The sequence below is a fragment of the Streptomyces nidicola genome, assembly GCF_050106155.1.
GTDB lineage: Bacteria > Actinomycetota > Actinomycetes > Streptomycetales > Streptomycetaceae > Streptomyces.
The window spans coordinates 5343403-5360237 of record NZ_JBNBPI010000001.1 but is presented as its reverse complement, the minus strand read 5'-3'; the positions used below and the strand labels follow the sequence as shown (position 1 = coordinate 5360237).

12 protein-coding genes are annotated in these 16835 nt (G+C 71.3%); 3 read left to right on the top strand and 9 right to left on the bottom strand.

Features of this window, described 5'->3' with window-relative positions:
* Positions 1-3: 3 nt before the first annotated feature.
* The 3 genes from galK to galT are packed head-to-tail and all read right to left on the bottom strand — an operon-like array spanning position 4 to position 3222.
* Complete coding sequence (galK, locus tag ACOKM3_RS24415) at positions 4-1167, bottom strand: galactokinase (RefSeq protein ID WP_426903169.1); 1164 nt, start codon at positions 1165-1167, stop codon at positions 4-6.
* A gap of 19 nt (positions 1168-1186) precedes the next feature.
* Positions 1187-2158 (bottom strand): UDP-glucose 4-epimerase GalE, encoded by a 972-nt coding sequence (galE, locus tag ACOKM3_RS24410; protein WP_426903168.1) that lies wholly within the window; start codon positions 2156-2158, stop codon positions 1187-1189.
* Positions 2158-3222: a galactose-1-phosphate uridylyltransferase gene (gene galT, locus ACOKM3_RS24405; RefSeq protein WP_426903167.1), complete on the bottom strand. Its 1065-nt coding sequence runs from the start codon at positions 3220-3222 to the stop codon at positions 2158-2160. Before galT ends, galE begins: the two co-directional genes overlap by 1 nt.
* Before the next feature lie 259 nt (positions 3223-3481).
* Here galT and ACOKM3_RS24400 point away from each other — a divergent pair, with 259 nt between their 5' ends.
* The 3 genes from ACOKM3_RS24400 (at position 3482) to ACOKM3_RS24390 (ending at position 5924) form a co-directional block, all read left to right on the top strand.
* Positions 3482-5164, top strand: a complete 1683-nt coding sequence (locus ACOKM3_RS24400; protein WP_426903166.1) for a sodium:solute symporter family protein — start codon at positions 3482-3484, stop codon at positions 5162-5164.
* A gap of 18 nt (positions 5165-5182) precedes the next feature.
* Entirely contained in the window at positions 5183-5494 is a 312-nt protein-coding gene (locus ACOKM3_RS24395) for a hypothetical protein (RefSeq protein ID WP_426903165.1), read from the top strand.
* A gap of 73 nt (positions 5495-5567) precedes the next feature.
* Positions 5568-5924, top strand: a complete 357-nt coding sequence (locus ACOKM3_RS24390; RefSeq protein WP_426903164.1) for a hypothetical protein — start codon at positions 5568-5570, stop codon at positions 5922-5924.
* A gap of 176 nt (positions 5925-6100) precedes the next feature.
* Here ACOKM3_RS24390 and ACOKM3_RS24385 read toward each other — a convergent pair whose 3' ends face one another.
* The 6 genes from ACOKM3_RS24385 to ACOKM3_RS24360 all read right to left on the bottom strand — a co-directional run bounded on the left by ACOKM3_RS24385 (position 6101) and on the right by ACOKM3_RS24360 (position 16711).
* Positions 6101-6790 (bottom strand): helix-turn-helix transcriptional regulator, encoded by a 690-nt coding sequence (locus tag ACOKM3_RS24385; protein WP_266711072.1) that lies wholly within the window; start codon positions 6788-6790, stop codon positions 6101-6103.
* Positions 6791-7040: 250 nt separating this feature from the next.
* A complete protein-coding gene (locus ACOKM3_RS24380) occupies positions 7041-8660 on the bottom strand; it encodes an outer membrane protein assembly factor BamB family protein (protein WP_426903163.1) in 1620 nt (539 codons plus the stop codon).
* 195 nt (positions 8661-8855) lie between these two features.
* Complete coding sequence (locus tag ACOKM3_RS24375) at positions 8856-10679, bottom strand: ABC-F family ATP-binding cassette domain-containing protein (protein ID WP_426903162.1); 1824 nt, start codon at positions 10677-10679, stop codon at positions 8856-8858.
* A 2827-nt stretch (positions 10680-13506) separates the two neighbouring features.
* Entirely contained in the window at positions 13507-14409 is a 903-nt protein-coding gene (locus ACOKM3_RS24370; protein ID WP_426903161.1) for a 4-(cytidine 5'-diphospho)-2-C-methyl-D-erythritol kinase, read from the bottom strand.
* Positions 14406-15272, bottom strand: coding sequence for a 16S rRNA (adenine(1518)-N(6)/adenine(1519)-N(6))-dimethyltransferase RsmA (rsmA, locus tag ACOKM3_RS24365; RefSeq protein ID WP_426903160.1), 867 nt, complete (start codon positions 15270-15272; stop codon positions 14406-14408). Before rsmA ends, ACOKM3_RS24370 begins: the two co-directional genes overlap by 4 nt.
* A gap of 173 nt (positions 15273-15445) precedes the next feature.
* A complete protein-coding gene (locus ACOKM3_RS24360; protein ID WP_426903159.1) occupies positions 15446-16711 on the bottom strand; it encodes a ubiquitin-like domain-containing protein in 1266 nt (421 codons plus the stop codon).
* Between the last annotated feature and the right edge of the window lie 124 nt (positions 16712-16835).

Below are 16835 nucleotides of genomic sequence, written 5' to 3'. Positions count from 1 at the left end.
CCGTCACGAGGTACGGCGCGCCCCCGCCGAAGGCACCGCCGGGAACACCCGCGGCGCCGTGAAGCCGGCCTCCGCGAAGGCGTCGGCGATCGACTTCGTGACGGTGTCGGCCTCGTCCGACTCCACCAGGACGATCGCGGAGCCGCCGAAGCCGCCGCCCGTCATCCGGGCACCGATCGCTCCGGACGTCATCGCCGTGCCGACGACGAGGTCCAACTCCGGGCAGGAGATGCGCAGATCATCGCGGAGCGAGACGTGACCCTGGACGAGGATCGGGCCGATCGCGCGGACGTCGCCGGAGTCGAGCAGCTCGATGACGCGCTCGACGCGGTGGTCGTCGGAGACGACGTGGCGGACGTAGCGGACGACCTTCTCGTCGACCCCGGCCAGCTCCAACTCCGCGACGGACCTGCCCAGTTCGGCGTACGGGACATCACGCAGGTGACTCACGCCGAGGACGCGCGCGCCCTCCTCGCAGCCCGCGCGCCGCTCCGCGTACGCGCCGTCGCCCAGCTCGTGCTTGACGCGGGTGTCGACGACGAGCAGTTGGAGGCCGTGGGCCGCCAGGTCGAAGGGGACCTGGCGGATGGACAGGTCGCGGCAGTCGAGGTGCAGCGCGTGCCCCTCGGTGGCGCAGGACGAGGCCATCTGGTCCATGACGCCGCACGGCACGCCGACGAAGGCGTTCTCGGCGCGCTGCGCGAGCACCGCCAACTCGGCGCCGGTGAGCCCGAGTTCGTACAGGTCGTTCATCGCGTACGCCGTGACGACCTCGAGGGCGGCCGACGACGAGAGGCCGGCGCCGGTCGGGACCGTGGAGGCGAGGTGGATGTCGGCGCCGGTGAGCGCGTGGCCCGCCTCGCGCAGCGCCCAGACGACGCCCGCGGGGTACGCGGCCCAGCCGCCCTGGCCGTACTTGCTGAGCGGGGCCAGGTCGTCGACGCGCAGCTCCACGACCGGGGCGTCGATGTCGGCGGAGTGCAGGCGCAGCACGCCGTCCTCGCGCCGGGCCGCCGCGGCGACCGCGGTGTGCGGCAGCGCGAGCGGCATGACGAAGCCCTCGTTGATGTCGGTGTACTCGCCGATGAGGTTGACGCGGCCGGGGGCCGCCCACACTCCGGCGGGCTCGTACCCGTAGAGGTCCTTGAACTGCGCGTCGACGGACATGAGTTGAAGCCCCTGATTCCTACTGGCGGGCCTGGGCGAAGGCCCAGGCGTCGGTGACGATGCCCGCGAGGTCCGCGCGGGACGGGTTCCAGCCGAGGCGCTCGCGCGCGGCGCCGGCGGAGGCGACCAGGACGGCCGGGTCGCCGCCGCGGCGCGGGGCGACGACCTCGGGGATCGGGTGCCCGGTGACCTGGCGGACGGTCTCGATGACCTCGCGGACGGAGAAGCCGTTGCCGTTGCCGAGGTTGCAGATGAGGTGCTCGCCGGGCTGCGCGGCGTCGACGGCGAGCAGGTGCGCCTCCGCGAGGTCCACGACGTGGATGTAGTCGCGGATGCAGGTGCCGTCGGGCGTCGGGTAGTCGTCACCGAAGACGTTGATCGCCTCGCGCTTGCCCTGCGCGACCTGGAGGACGAGCGGGATGAGGTGCGACTCGGGGTCGTGCCGCTCGCCGCAACTGCCGTACGCGCCCGCGACGTTGAAGTACCGAAGGGACACTGCAGCCAGTCCGTGCGCGGCCGCCTCGCCCGTGATCATGTGGTCGACCGCGAGCTTCGAGGCGCCGTACGGGGAAGTGGGCGCGGTCGGGTCCGACTCGGTGATCGGGGTGTTGACCGGCTCGCCGTACGTGGCGGCGGTGGAGGAGAAGACGAGCTTGCGGACGCTCGCCGCGCGCATCGCGGCGAGCAGCTCCATGGTGCCGCCGACGTTGTTGGCCCAGTACTTCTCGGGCTTCACGACGGACTCGCCGACCTGCGAGAACGCGGCGAAGTGCAGCACGGCGTCGTAGGAGGAGTCGAGCCACTTGGCGGCGTCGCGGATGTCGCCCTCGATGAAGGCGGCGCCGGACGGGACGCCCTCACGGAAACCGGTGGAGAGGTTGTCGAGGACGGTGACCTGGTGGCCCGCCTCGATCAGGTGCTGCGCGACGACGCTGCCGACGTAGCCGGCACCGCCAGTGACCAGGTACTTCTTGGAAACGGCCTTACCCATTACTTGCTCGCTACCTCTCGCAGTCGCTCGGCCGCGGTCTCCGGCGGCACATCGTTGATGAACACGCTCATGCCGGACTCGGAACCCGCGAGAAACTTCAGCTTGCCGGAAGTGCGTCGGATGGTGAAAAGCTCGAGGTGCAGCGCGAAATCATCGCGGTTGACACCCTCGAACTCGTCCAGCGAGCCGAACGGGGCCTGGTGCCAGGCCGCGATGTACGGCGTCGCCGGCTGGTCCTCACCGAAGATCCGGTCGAAGCGCCTCAAGAGTTCCAGATAAATCTTGGGGAACTCTGTGCGTGCGTCGTCGTCGAGCGCGAGCAGGTCCGGGACCTGGCGCTTGGGGTAGAGGTGCACCTCGTAGGGCCAGTGGGCGGCGTAGGGCACGAAGGCCACCCAGTGCTCGCCGTCGATAACGATCCGCGAGCCGTCCTCGACCTCCTTCTCCACGACATCGGCGAAGAGGTTGCGGCCGCCGGTCTGCTCCTTGTGCTCGGCGGCGGAGCGCAGCATCAGGGCCGTGCGCGGGGTGGTGAAGGGGTAGGCGTAGATCTGGCCGTGCGGGTGGCCGAGGGTGACGCCGATCTCGGCGCCGCGGTTCTCGAAGCAGAAGACCTGCTCGACGGAGTCGAGGTGGGAGAGCTCGGCGGTGCGGTCCGTCCACGCGTCGAGGACGAGGCCCGCCTGCTCCTCGGTGAGGTCCGCGAAGGACTTGTCGTGGTCGGACGTGAAGCACACGACCTCGCAGCGGCCCGCGTCCCCGGCGAGCGAGGGGAAGCGGTTCTCGAAGACCACCACGTCGTACGAGGAGTCGGGGATCTCGCTCAGCCGCTCGCCCTCGGAGGGGCACAGCGGGCACTCGTCGGCCGGCGGGTGGTACGTGCGACCCTGGCGGTGCGAGGCGATCGCCACGGAGTCGCCGAGCAGTGGGTCGCGGCGCACCTCGGAGGTGGTGACGGTGGGGTCGAGGGGGCGGCGGTCGGCCGCGTCCCGGACGACGTCGTCGCGCGAGTCGTAATAGATGAGCTCACGACCGTCGGCGAGCCGGGTCGACGTCTTCTTCACGTCCGATGCTCCTCATCACACCAACCAAACAGAACCAAACACAACAAAGCATAAGCCAACAGCGGCGTCAAGAGAAGCGGGCCGCACCGACTACCCGCAGCGGGCTGTGCGCTTTCTGTGCTGTCTCGTGTCGTCCCGAGGGGTCGGAACGGGATCTCGATCACAATCCAACAAAGAACGTCAGCGGAACTGTTCACTTATTGAAGCCGGAGGCGTAGGTTCCGGACTGTTTCAGTTCGCGCAACGAAGCGAGATCTACATGCTGTCCCCCACAACAACCCTGGCCGAGGGGCTCCGGCTGCCCACCAATGGCCTCGACTACGCGATCATGGCGATCTACTTCGTCGTGGTGCTGGGCATCGGCTTCGCCGCTCGCCGGTCCGTGAAGACCAGCCTGGACTTCTTCCTGTCCGGACGCTCCCTGCCCGCCTGGGTCACCGGTCTCGCGTTCGTCGCCGCGAACCTGGGGGCCACCGAGCTCCTCGGCATGGCGGCCAACGGGGCGCAGTACGGCCTCTACACGGTGCACTGGTACTGGATCGGCGCCATCCCCGCCATGGTCTTCCTCGGCCTGGTGATGATGCCCTTCTACTACTCGTCGAAGGTGCGCTCGGTCCCCGAGTTCCTGCTGCACCGCTTCGGGCCCTCGTCCCACCTGCTGTCCTCGATCATCTTCGCCGTCTCCTCGGTGCTGATCGCGGGCGTCAACCTGTACGCGATGGCCCTGGTGCTCCAGGCGCTGCTCGGCTGGCCGCAGTGGGTGGCGATCGTCATCGCGGGCCTCTTCGTCCTCGCGTACATCACGATCGGCGGGCTCTCCTCGGCGATCTACAACGAGGTCCTGCAGTTCTTCGTCATCCTCGCCGCGCTCATCCCGCTGACCATCGTCGGCCTCAAGCGCGTCGGCGGCTGGGACGGCATCTCGGACTCCCTGACCAGCTCGCACGGCTCCTCGTTCATGACGGCCTGGCAGGGCACGGGCATCGGCGACGCCAACCCGCTGGGCGCCAACTGGCTGACCATCGTGCTCGGCCTCGGCTTCGTGATGAGCTTCGGCTACTGGACGACGAACTTCGCCGAGGTGCAGCGCGCACTGTCCGCGAAGAACCTCTCCGCCGCCAAGCGCACCCCGCTGATCGCCGCGTTCCCGAAGATCCTCATCCCGATGGTCGTCGTGATCCCCGGTCTGATCGCCCTGGTCATGGAGCCGTCCATCGGCAAGTCCGCGGACGGCCTGCAGTACAACGACGCCATCCCGGTCCTCATGCGCGACCTGCTGCCCAACGGTGTCCTCGGCATCGCGGTGACGGGTCTGCTCGCCGCGTTCATGGCGGGCATGGCGGCCAACGTCTCGTCGTTCAACACGGTGTTCACCAACGACATCTGGGCCGCGTACATCAAGAAGGGCCAGAGCGACCGGCACTACCTGGCGACCGGCCGCGTCGTCACCGCCGTCGGCGTCGTGATCGGCATGGGCACCGCGTTCATCGCGGGCAGCTTCAGCAACATCATGAACTACCTGCAGACGCTGTTCTCGTTCTTCAACGTCCCGCTGTTCGTGGTCTTCATCATCGGCATGTTCTGGAAGCGGACGACGCCGGCGGCGGGCTTCTGGGGGCTGCTGTCCGGCACGGTGGCCGCGATGGTGAACTACTTCTGGTTCTACAAGCAGGGCGTCATCTCGATCCCCTCGGACCAGGGCGCCAACTTCGTCTCCTCGATCGTCGCCTTCGTGGTCGGCGCGGTGGTGATGTTCGTGGTCACGCTCTGCACCAAGTCCAAGCCCGCCGAGGAGCTGGCCGGTCTCGTGTACGGCACGAAGTCGCCGGGCATGGAGGAGCCGCCGGCCGAGGGTGACGACGCCTGGTACCGCAAGCCGGCCCTGCTGGGCTGGGGAGCGATCGTCCTCGCCGTCATCTGCTACATCCCGTTCTCCTTCTGAGGTCCGAGGTAACACGACATGAGCGACGAAATGAACCAGCACGTCGAGGAAGTGAAGGAGCTCGAGGCCAAGTCGGCGACGGCGGCCCGCCTCTTCGACGTGCGACGCATCATCGGCGGCCTCTTCGTGGTGTACGGCGTGATCGTCACGATCGCCGGCTTCACGGCGTCCGACGCCGACCTCAAGAAGGCCCAGGACATCAACATCAACCTGTGGACCGGCATCGGCATGCTGATCCTCGGGGTGTTCTTCCTGGTCTGGATGAAGCTGCGCCCCACGGAGCCGCCGACAGCGGAGGAGCTGGCTGAGGCGACGGAGAAGTCCGAGTAACCGGCAGCAGACCAGGGCAGGGGCCCACCGCTTGGGAGAGCGGTGGGCCCCTGCTCTTCGCTAATGTGCGCGGATGGGAACGGAAAGGGCAGCCGGGACGCCGGCCGAGCGGGCGCTTCGACGCTCGTACACGGCGGGCGCCGGGGCGGAGCGCTTCGACGTCGAAGACCTGACGGTGGGCCACCGCCCGGACAGAACAGCCCTGTTGACGTACCACCTCACGGTCACGGCCCCCTCCCGGCCACCGGAGCGCTGGCTCTTCACCCTCCACTGGGACGACAAGTCCTTCACCGACGTCCTCACATCGGCGGCCCCCGACCCCGAGCGCCTCGACCAACTCGTCCACCTGGTCAGGTCCCTGCTGGAGGAGTGGTGGGCCACGAAGGGCCACAACCGCCGCTCGGCGAAGATGGGGCGGCGGTTGCCGTAGGCGCGCCGGACAACGCACAAGGCCCATCCCGCCTGAACGGAATGGGCCTTGACTTCTGGAGCGCCGGGCAGGCCTTGCACCTGCATTTCCCCGCAGGAAGCGGGGCGTCTTTCCTTGGACCACCAACGCGCGGTCACCCGCCGCGAGTTGCGGCGACCAACAAGATCAACTGTAGCTCAGGACTCGGGTTCTGGCGAGCCCACCGGGCCCGCCCGGTCCAGCAGACCCGTGCGGGCCGCGAGCGCCGCCGCCTCCAGGCGGGAGCCGACGCCCAGCTTCATCAGGACACGCTGAACGTGCGTACGGGCCGTGGACGGGGCGATGCCCATGCCCGCCGCGATCAGCCGGGTGTCCTCGCCGTCCGCGACCCGCACCAGGACCTCGACCTCGCGCGGCGTGAGCATCTGCAGCAGGCGCTGGCCCTCGTCGTCCGGCTGGGCCGCCGGGTTGAGCAGCTCCGCGAACGCGCCCTGGAGCAGGGCGGGGGCCACCGCGGCCTCCCCCGCCCGCGCCTTCATCAGGGCGCGCTCGACGCCCTCTATCCGCTCGTCGTGCCGTACGTAGCCGGAGGCGCCGGCCGCGAAGGCCGACGCGATGCCTCTTGGTGAGGGGACGGGGCCGAGAACCACCACCGCCACCTGCGGGCGCTCGCGTTTGATGCGGATCACCGGGTCGAAGGTGCCGGGTTCCGCGGGGGTCGCCGTGCCGAGCAGGCAGACCTCCGGCGCCCGCGAGATGACCAGATCCGCCGCACCGGCCGCGGGCGCGGCCGCCGCGAGCACCCGGTGCCCGCGCAGCTTCAGGGCCGAGGCCAACGCCTCGGCCAGCAATCGGTGGTCGTCGACCACCATCAGCCGCACTCCCATCGGGCCAACCCCCCAATCCACCCCGGGTGTCCCCGCGAACCCCCGGGCCCCCCAAGGACAGGCGAGCCCCCCCGACTCCCCGTCCTCCTTCATCCCCCGGAAGCTACACGCTTGTTCGAGGATGCGCGCCCCCTACCGGCCAGAAGCGGCCCTCAATGCTGAAATCCAGTGCATTGAGGGATGTTTGGGGGTACAGGAACGCAAAGCCAGCGCCAAGCAGCCTTTGCCCGGGGCGACTTCGCGGCCTCTTTCAGCCGGTGCCGAAACCGATCGCCGTGTACCGCTTGCCGTCGTCCGCGTAGGGCTCGCCGATCAGGGGCTGAGCGAGGAACAATCTCCCCTTGGAATAGTGGAGTTCGGAATTCGAGCGGCCCGGCGCCATGCCACTGATCATGTTCCGTACGGCAGGCGTGGCCGGTGTTTCCACCAGCGTCGACTGCTTCATGGTCCGGGGGTCGATCGTCACGATCTGGCTGCCCTTGGCGGCGGCCCCCGTCTTGAACGCCAGGAGGTTTCCGCCGTCCATGCGCACCGGGAAGATGTCGTGGTGCTCGCCTCCCGTGATGCGGTCACCCGTGCGCTTTCCCGTCTCCAGGGAGTACGACACGATCTCGTCGGCCGGTCCCGTGCCGCCGTCGGTCTCGTGCGACCGGGTCGCGAAATAGATCCGGCCATTGCCGACAGTGATCTTCGCGCAGCCCTCGGTCTTTCCGACCTCGCAGGCGAAGTCGTACTTCTTGGGGTCGATGGAGATCTTGCTCGCGAGCCTTCCACCGCTGTCCAGGGCGAATACGTCGGTGATCGTTCCCGCCGAGTTCGCGCCCCTTCCCACGCCGAAGACGACCGGCTTGGTGGACAGGACCTTTACGCCGGCGAGGCCCGCGGGGATCTTGTAGGACCACCTGGGCTGGCCCGTCACCGGGTCCAGGAGCTGGACGTCGTACGTCGCGTGCTCGCCGTAGGTACCGCATTTGCGGACCGTCACGAGCTGGGCGCCGCCGTGGTAGCCGAGGTCCTGGCACTCCCCGGTGTCGGGCTGCCACCGGATGGCGCCCGACTTGAGGTCGAAGGCGGCGCCGCCGTCGAGACCGCCGCCCGCCGCGAGCGTGGTGCCCGAGAGGGAGAGCTCCTCGAAGATCCGCCGGTTCGAGCCCTGGCCGAGGCTCTGCGTCCAGAGCTTGTGCCCCGTGTTGACGTCGAAGACCGTGATCTGGCTGCACGGCTTGTGGTCGCCGTTCCTGGGCCGCTTGCCGGCCTCGCTGACCACGGCCGCGAGCGCGTCGTCGGTGACGGTGTCCGTCCCCGCGCACGTCTGCCCCGACAGCGGGAGCGTCCAGGTCTTCCTGCCGCTCGCGGCGTCGTAGCCGACGATCTGGTTCACGCCCGCCTTGGCGTACGTCTTGTCGGTCAGCCAGGAGCCCTGGACGCTGTCCACCTGCCGCTTCGCCACCTTCGGCGCGGGCAGCCGCAGCGTCAGCCTCGCCGACGGGTCGGCCGGGGCCCGCTCCGCCGCGGAATCGCCGAAGCCGTCGCCGCTCTTGTCGCCGCCGGAGCCCGTGGCGCCCACGCCGGGGTCGTCACCCGACGTCGTGGCGTAGAGGAAGCCGCCGCCGACGATCAGCGCGATGGCCACGACCGCGGCGCCGATGACGAGCGCGATCGGCGGCACCTTTTTACGGGTGGGTGGCTGCGGGTGGCCGTACTGGGACTGCTCGTACGGCTGTTGCCTCTGTTGCCGCACGGGCGGGAGCGGTGTGCGCAAGGTGCCGTAACCGGGGGTGGTGTACGGCGGCATGGGCGGTGGGGCGCCGAATTCGCCCTGTGGGGACGGGGGTTCGTTCGGCGGGCGGGGCGGGGGTGGCTGGGTCATGACCTGGGTACCTCGGGGACGTTGAGTTGCGGCAAGGCCAGTCGCCGTGGGCCGGATCGGACGTTCTCGTCCCGGCGGCCCTTTTCTATCACTCGCGTCTGTCACGCACGGCTGACAGGCAGCGGCCGGTCCGTCCCCGTACCCAGGGGAGGACCGGCCCGCGGTGCGGACGGGAAGGTGAGGAGAGGGCCTCGCTCACGCGTCCTCGGCAAGCTCCAGCCAGCGCATCTCCAACTCCTCGCGCTGCGCGACCAGATCACGCAGCTCCGCGTCCAGCTTCGCGACCTTGCCGAAGTCCGTGGCGTTGTCGGCGATCTGCGTGTGCAGCTTGGTCTCCTTCTCGGAGATCTTGTCCATCTGCCGCTCGATCTTCTGGAGTTCCTTCTTCGCGGCGCGTACATCTTTAGAAGACCCAGTGGCCGCGGAAGGACCCGCCTTCTCGGCCGCGGCCGGGGCGGCGGCGGGAGCCGGGGACGCGGCCTCGATCATCCGCTGCCTGCGCTCCAGGTACTCGTCGACGCCGCGCGGCAGCATCCGCAGGGTGGCGTCGCCGAGCAGGGCGTACGTGTTGTCGGTGGTGCGCTCCAGGAAGAACCGGTCGTGGGAGATCACGACCATCGAGCCCGGCCAGCCGTCGAGCAGGTCCTCGAGCTGGGTGAGGGTCTCGATGTCCAGGTCGTTCGTCGGCTCGTCGAGGAAGAGGACGTTCGGCTCGTCCATCAGGAGGCGCAGGATCTGGAGCCGGCGCCGCTCGCCACCGGACAGGTCGCCGACCGGCGTCCACTGCTTGTCCTTCGCGAAGCCGAACTGCTCGCACAGCTGGCCCGCGGTCATCTCGCGGCCCTTGCCGAGGTCGACGCGGTCGCGGACCTGCTGGACGGCCTCCAACACCCGCAGCGTGGAGGGCAGTTCGGTCACGTCCTGCGACAGGTACGCGAGCCGTACGGTCTTGCCGACGACGATCTTTCCGGCGGCCGGCTGTACGTCGCCCTGGCTGCGGGCGGCCTCGTCGAGGGCGCGCAGCAGGGACGTCTTGCCCGCGCCGTTCACACCGACCAGGCCGACGCGGTCGCCCGGGCCGAGCTGCCAGGTCAGGTGCTTGAGCAGCACCTTCGGACCGGCCTGGATGGTGACGTCCTCGACATCGAAGACGGTCTTGCCGAGGCGGGCGTTGGCGAACTTCATCAGCTCGCTCTTGTCGCGCGGCTCCGGGACGTCGGCGATCAGCTCGTTGGCCGCCTCCACGCGGAAGCGCGGCTTGGAGGTGCGGGCGGGGGCGCCGCGGCGCAGCCAGGCCAGCTCCTTGCGGACCAGGTTCTGCCGCTTGGCCTCCTCGGTCGCGGCGATCCGCTCCCGCTCGGCACGGGCGAAGACGTAGTCGCTGTACCCGCCCTCGTACTCGTACACGTCGCCCTTCTGCACGTCCCACATGCGGGTGCAGACCTGGTCGAGGAACCAGCGGTCGTGCGTGACGCAGACGAGCGCCGAGCGGCGGTTGCGGAGGTGCTGGGCGAGCCAGGCGATGCCCTCGACGTCGAGGTGGTTCGTCGGCTCGTCGAGGACGATCAGGTCCTGCTCGGCGATGAGCAGCTTGGCGAGCGCGATACGGCGCCGCTCGCCGCCGGAGAGCGGGCCGATCACGGTGTCGAGCCCCTGCGGGAAGCCGGGCAGGTCGAGCCCGCCGAACAGCCCCGTGAGCACGTCGCGGATCTTGGCGCTGCCCGCCCACTCATGGTCGGCCATGTCACCGATGACCTCGTGCCGGACGGTGGCCTTCGGGTCGAGCGAGTCGTGCTGGGTGAGCACGCCCAGGTGCAGGCCACCGCTGTGGGTGACGCGGCCGGTGTCCGCCTCCTCCAGCTTGGCGAGCATCCGGATGAGGGTGGTCTTGCCGTCTCCGTTGCGTCCCACGACACCGATCCGGTCGCCTTCCTGTACGCCGAGGGATACGCCTTCGAGGAGGGCACGGGTGCCGTAGACCTTCGAGACGTTCTCGACGTTGACCAGATTGACTGCCATTTCGCTCCGCTCCGGGGGGTGGGCCACGGGGGTGGGCCGGTCTTCAAGCGTAGTGGGGGTACGGGGGTGCCTTTACGGCGCGGGGCGCCGGGGGGGCGGTCACGGGGGCACGGGGTGCCGGTCACGGGGACCGGGGTGCCGGTCGCGGACACCGGGGTGCCGGCCACGGGGCGCGGCCCCGGGCCCAGGCCCGGCCGGTCCTCACGCCACGGGCTCCGCCCGGACCTCGGCCGGTGCCCACGCCACGGGCTCCGCCCCGGGGACCCGCACCGGGGTTGCGGCCTCGGGGCTCCGCCCCGGACCCCGCGCCTCAAGCGCCGGCGGGGCTGATGGTGCCGAATCGGCGTTACGGGCTCGGGGCGCTGCCCCGGGCCCCGCGAGTCTCGTCCCGGAGCGGGACTGGAGATGCCCGCCCGCCGCAGGGGATCGAATTGTCCCGCCCGCCCTTGGGCAATCGCCCGGCTCCCGCCCATCTCCCACCACCCGCCCCCTCCGGGGGCGTCGGCCCGACGGGGTGCCGCCACCGCGATCCGGCGGCAGCCACGGTTCCCCACAGGGGACGGCGAGCGGTGCCCCGTCTTGGGCAATCCGGCGGCCGCCACGGTTCCCCACCAGTTGCGCCCGACGCCGCCACGGCCTTGGGCGACTTCCGCCGGCCGCGACTCCCCACCCGCTGCGGTCGACGCCGCCCCGCCTCGGGCAACCTCCGCCAGCCGCGACTCCCGCCCGTTGCGGTCGGCCGCACGCGCCTTGGGCGGCTTCCGCTGGCCGCGGCTCCCCACCCATTGCCGTCGACGCTGCCCCGCCTTGGGTAACGCCCACCACGCCTCCCCACCCGCTGCGGTCGACCGCCACCGCCTTGGGCATCCGCCGCAACCACGACTCCCCACCCTCTCCGGCCAACCGCACGCACCTTCGGCAACCCGCCACCCGACACAGCCCCCACCCACTGCGACCAACCACCACCATGGGCACCCGCCGCAAACACGACTCCCGACCCTCTGCGGTCGGCCGTCGCCGACTTGGGCAATCTGCCGCCTGGGGCGGCAGGGTGGGCAAGGCGGCACCCCGGTGCGGCGCACCCCTCACGACAGGCGCCGTCCCCGGCACAGCCCCAAGGCCCCAGTGCCGCGCTCCCAGGGCGGGAGGCGTCGACCACGGCAAGGCGGCACCCCGGTACCGCGCAACAGCTACAACAGGCGCCCGCCCCGGCACAGCAACCCGGACCCCGGACAGGCCAAAGCCCCCGGAGGGACGGGAGGGTGGGAGATGACCGGGCACCGGCACAGCCGGACAAGGACCAGTGCCGGGCACCGAACGCAAGGGACGGTGCCGAGCACCGAACGCAAGGGCGCCCACCCCGACAAAGCCCCAACACCCGGCGCCCCGCACCCAGGACGCGAGGCGCCGACCACGGCACAGCAACCGGGCCCCGGACAGGCCGAAGCCCCCGGAGGGGGCGGGCGGTGGGAGATGACCGGGCACCGGCACAGCCGGACAAGGACCGGTGCCGTGCACCGAATGCAAAGGCGCCCACCCCGGCACAGCCCCAACACCCGGTGCCCCGCAACCAGGACGCGAGGCGCCGACCACGGCACAGCAACCCGGACCCCGGACAGGCCAAAGCCCCCGGAGGGGACGGGAGGGTGGGAGATGACCGGGCACCGGCACAGCCGGACAAGGACCAGTGCCGCGCGCCGAACGCAAGGGACGGTGCCGGGCACCGAACGCAAGGGCGCCCACCCCGACAAAGCCCCGACACCCGGTGCCCCGCAACCAGGACGCGAGGCGCCGACCACGGCACGGCAGCATCCCGGTGCGACGTAATCGGGGCGGGAGGCGTCGACCCCGGCACAGCGACCGAGTCCCGGACGGGGCGAAGCCCCCGGAGGGGGCGGGCGGTGGGAGATGACCGGGCACCGGCACAGCCGGACAAGGACCGGTGCCGTGCACCGAATGCAAAGGCGCCCACCCCGGCACAGCCCCAACACCCGGTGCCCCGCAACCAGGACGCGAGGCGCCGACCACGGCACAGCAACCCGGACCCCGGACAGGCCAAAGCCCCCGGAGGGGACGGGAGGGTGGGAGATGACCGGGCACCGGCACAGCCGGACAAGGACCGGTGCCGCGCGCCGAACGCAAGGGACGGTGCCGGGCACCGAACGCAAGGGCGCCCACCCCGACAAAGCCCCGACACCCGGTGCCCCGCAACCAGGACGCGAGGCGCCGACCACGGCACGGCAGCATCCCGGTGCGACGTAATCGGGGCGGGAGGCGTCGACCCCGGCACAGCGACCGAGTCCCGGACGGGGCGAAGCCCCCGGAGGGGGGCAGGCGGTGGGAGATGACCGGGCACCGGCACAGCCGGACAAGGACCGGTGCCGTGCGCCGAATGCAAAGGCGCCCACCCCGGCACAGCCCCAACACCCGGTGCCGCGCACCCAGGACGCGAGGCGCCGACCACGGCAAGGCGGCACCCCGGTACCGCGCAACAGGTACGACAGGCGCCCGCCCCGGCACAGCAACCCGGACCCCGGACAGGCCGAAGCCCCCGGAGGGGGCGGGCGGTGGGAGATGAGCGGGCAACGGCGCAGCCGGACAGGGGGCGGTGCCGTGCGCCGAATGCAAAAGCGCCCACCACGGCACAGCCCCAACACCCTGTGCCGTGCGCCGAACGCAAGCGCGCTCACCCCGGCCAAGCCCCGACACCCGGCGCCCCGCACCCAGGACCAGAGGCGCCAGCCACGGCACAGCGGCACCCCGGTGCCCCGCGCCCAGGACCGGAGGCGCCAGCCACGGCACCGTGGCGCGCAACAGGGCCCCCGGGTCAGAGGAGTGTCGCGCCCGGGGCCGGGGACGGGGCCACCCGGGCCGTGCGGCACAACCCCGAAGCGGTCAGGGTCTCGGCCACCGTTCGGGCCGAGGTCTCGTCCGCCACCAGGAACGCCGTCGTGGGCCCGGACCCCGAGACCAGCGCGGCCAGCGCCCCCGCCGACGTACCGGCGTCAAGCGTGTCCTTCAGGGACGGGAAGAGGGAGAGCGCCGCGGGCTGGAGGTCGTTGGTGACCGTGGCCGCGAGGGCCTCGACGTCGCCGGTGCGCAGCGCCTCCAGAAGGGCGGGCGCGGCGACGGGGTCGGGAGCGTCGGGGCTGAGCCGGTCGAACTCGCGGTAGACCGCCGGCGTGGACAGGCCGCCGTCCGCCGCCGCGAACACCCACCAGAACTCCCCACCCACGTCGAGGAGTTCGAGCTTCTCGCCCCGCCCGGTACCGAGCGCCGCCCCGCCGACCAGGCTGAACGGCACATCGCTGCCCAACTCGGCGCAGATGTCGAGGAGTTCCTCGCGGGAGGCCTTCGTCCCCCAGAGCGCGTCGCAGGCGACAAGCGCGCCCGCCGCGTCCGCGGAGCCGCCCGCCATGCCGCCGGCGACCGGGATGTCCTTGGCGATGTGGATATGGACGGCGGGTTCGCCGAGGCCGTGTCGCGACGCCAGCGCGAACGCGGCGCGGGCCGCCAGGTTCGTACGGTCAAGGGGGACCTGGTCGGAGCCCGGGCCCGTGCAGGTGAGTTCGAAGGTGTCCGCCTCCGACACCGTCACCTCGTCGTAGAGGCCCACGGCCAGGAACACGTTCGCCAGGTCGTGGAAGCCGTCGGGGCGGGCGCCGCCGACCGCGAGCTGGACGTTGACCTTGGCGGGTACGCGTACGGTCACCGACGTATCCGATGTCACTGCTGCTTGGCCTCCGCGATGCGGGCGAACTCGTGGACGGTGAGCGCCTCGCCGCGCGCCTGCGGGGAGACGCCCGCCGCGACGAGGGCCTCCTCGGCGGCCTGCGCCGACCCCGCCCACCCGGCGAGCGCCGCGCGCAGCGTCTTGCGGCGCTGGGCGAACGCGGCGTCGACGACCGCGAACACCTCTTGCCTGGACGCGGTGGTGGGGATCGGCTCGGTGCGGCGTACGAGGGAGACGAGGCCGGAGTCGACGTTCGGGGCCGGCCAGAAGACGTTGCGCCCGATGCTGCCGGCGCGCTTGACCTCCGCGTACCAGTTGGCCTTCACGGACGGGACGCCGTAGACGCGGGAGCCGGGCCCGGCGGCGAGCCGGTCGGCGACCTCGGCCTGCACCATCACGAGGGTGCGCTCGATGGTCGGGAAGGACTCCAGCATGTGGAGGAGGACGGGGACCGCCACGTTGTACGGGAGGTTCGCGACGAGGGCGGTGGGGGCCGGGCCGGGGAGCTCGGTGACCTGCATCGCGTCGATGTTGACGAGGTCGAAGGCGTCCTTCTTGGCCGGGAGGCGGGCCGCGATGGTGGCGGGCAGGGCCGAGGCCAGTACGTCGTCGATCTCCACGGCCGTGACGTGGCGGGCCGCTTCGAGGAGGGCGAGGGTGAGCGAGCCGAGGCCGGGCCCGACCTCCACGACGGCGTCGTCCTCGGTCACTTCCGCGGTGCGGACGATGCGGCGGACGGTGTTGGCGTCGATCACGAAGTTCTGGCCGCGTTGCTTGGTCGGCCGGACGTTCAGCGCCGCGGCGAGTTCGCGGATGTCCGCGGCGCCGAGGAGGGGGCCCTGGGGGTCACTGTTGCTCACCGTTCAAGGGTAGCCGTGTGGTGGCGGGGGCCTCCCGCCCGTGTTCCGCGGCACCGGGGTGCCGCCTTGCCCACCCTGCCGCCCGATGGGGTCTCCCCTGCTCGGAGCTTGTCGGAGAGCTTGGGGAAGGCAGATTGCCCAAGGCGAGGGCAAGTGCCCCGTGACCGCAACGCCTACAACCGGCCCCCGCAATGCGGCCACGGCGTCGCCCCCCGGCTGACGTAAAGCTTCTTCGCCCGGTACGTCTGCTCCGCCGCAGGCGCGTCCTGGGGGCGGCCCGAGCCGCCGAGGCTGTGCCACGTCTGCGTGTCGAACTGGTAGAGGCCCCCGTAGGTGCCGGTCGCGTCCGTGGCTCCCGGCCGGCCGCCGGATTCGCACGCCGCGAGTCCTGACCAGTTGAGGGAGTCCGCCCCGGCCACCGACGTCGGCATCGGCTTCGTACCGACCCTGACCTGCTGCGTGCGCGGCTCCCGTACGACCTCCTCCCGCACGCGGCGCGGCCTCTCCCGTACCCCGTTGACGGTCCGCACCGAGTACGTGACCCGCTTCATGCCCGGCTCACCGGCCCGCGTGACGACCTCCGTGCCCTGGAACTGCGAGGCGTCCTCCGTGCGCTCGGTCGCGTACGGGATCGGCTCCTCCCGGACCTCCTTCGCCCCGGTCACCCGCATCACCGTGATCACCTGCCCGTCGCGCGGGAAGCTGCTCTGCGGCACCGACGTGGTGTCCTGCCCGCGCAGCGTCACGCCCGCGTCCTCGACGGCCCCGCCCACGGTCGCCGCGTTCGTGCGGATGGTGCGGCGGTTGCCGTCGGCCATGATCGTGACGCTGCGCTCCGTGCGTACGTCGAGGGCCAGACCGTGCCGGGCGATGCGCTGGGAGCGCGACGCCGAGACGTACGCGCCCTCCGCCCGCACCCCGAGTTGCCTGAGCGCCCCGTGCACGGTCCGCGCCGTCGTCCATACCTCGCGCCGCTGCCCGTCGAGGGTGAGCCGGACGGGCCGCCCGTACCGGACCGCGACCTCGTCCCCGCTGGCCAGCTCGGCCGTCTCGCCGGGCGCCACGACGTCGTGGTCGCCGACGTCCACGCCCTCGTCGGCGAGGAGTTCGGTGACATCGTCGGCGAAGGTGTGCAGGGTGCGCTCCTTGCCGTCGACGCTGAGGTGGATCGCCTTGTCGTCGGCGAGGAAGGCGGACGTGCCGCCCGCGAGGAACGCGACGACCAGCGCCTGCGGCAGCAGCCTGCGCAGCGATTCGGGCCGCTGTGCCACCTTCTTGCGCCGCGCGGCACGCCTGGCGGCGGCCCGCCCGCCGGTCGGTGCGGAGGCGGGGACCTGGGGCTCCTCGGCCCCCTCCTCGTGCGCCCCGTACGGCACGTGCGTCTCGTACCGCTCGTACGGCTCGTGCCGCTCGTACGTCTCCTGCGGCGTAATGCTCACGACGACGCTCCAGGCCACTCACAGGTGTCCGGTCCCCGGTGAGGGGCGGATCGGGCGAGCAGAACCTAGCGGAGCGTCCGTCACTCTCCAAAGCACCGCGACTACTCTGCGTGGCTACTTTGCC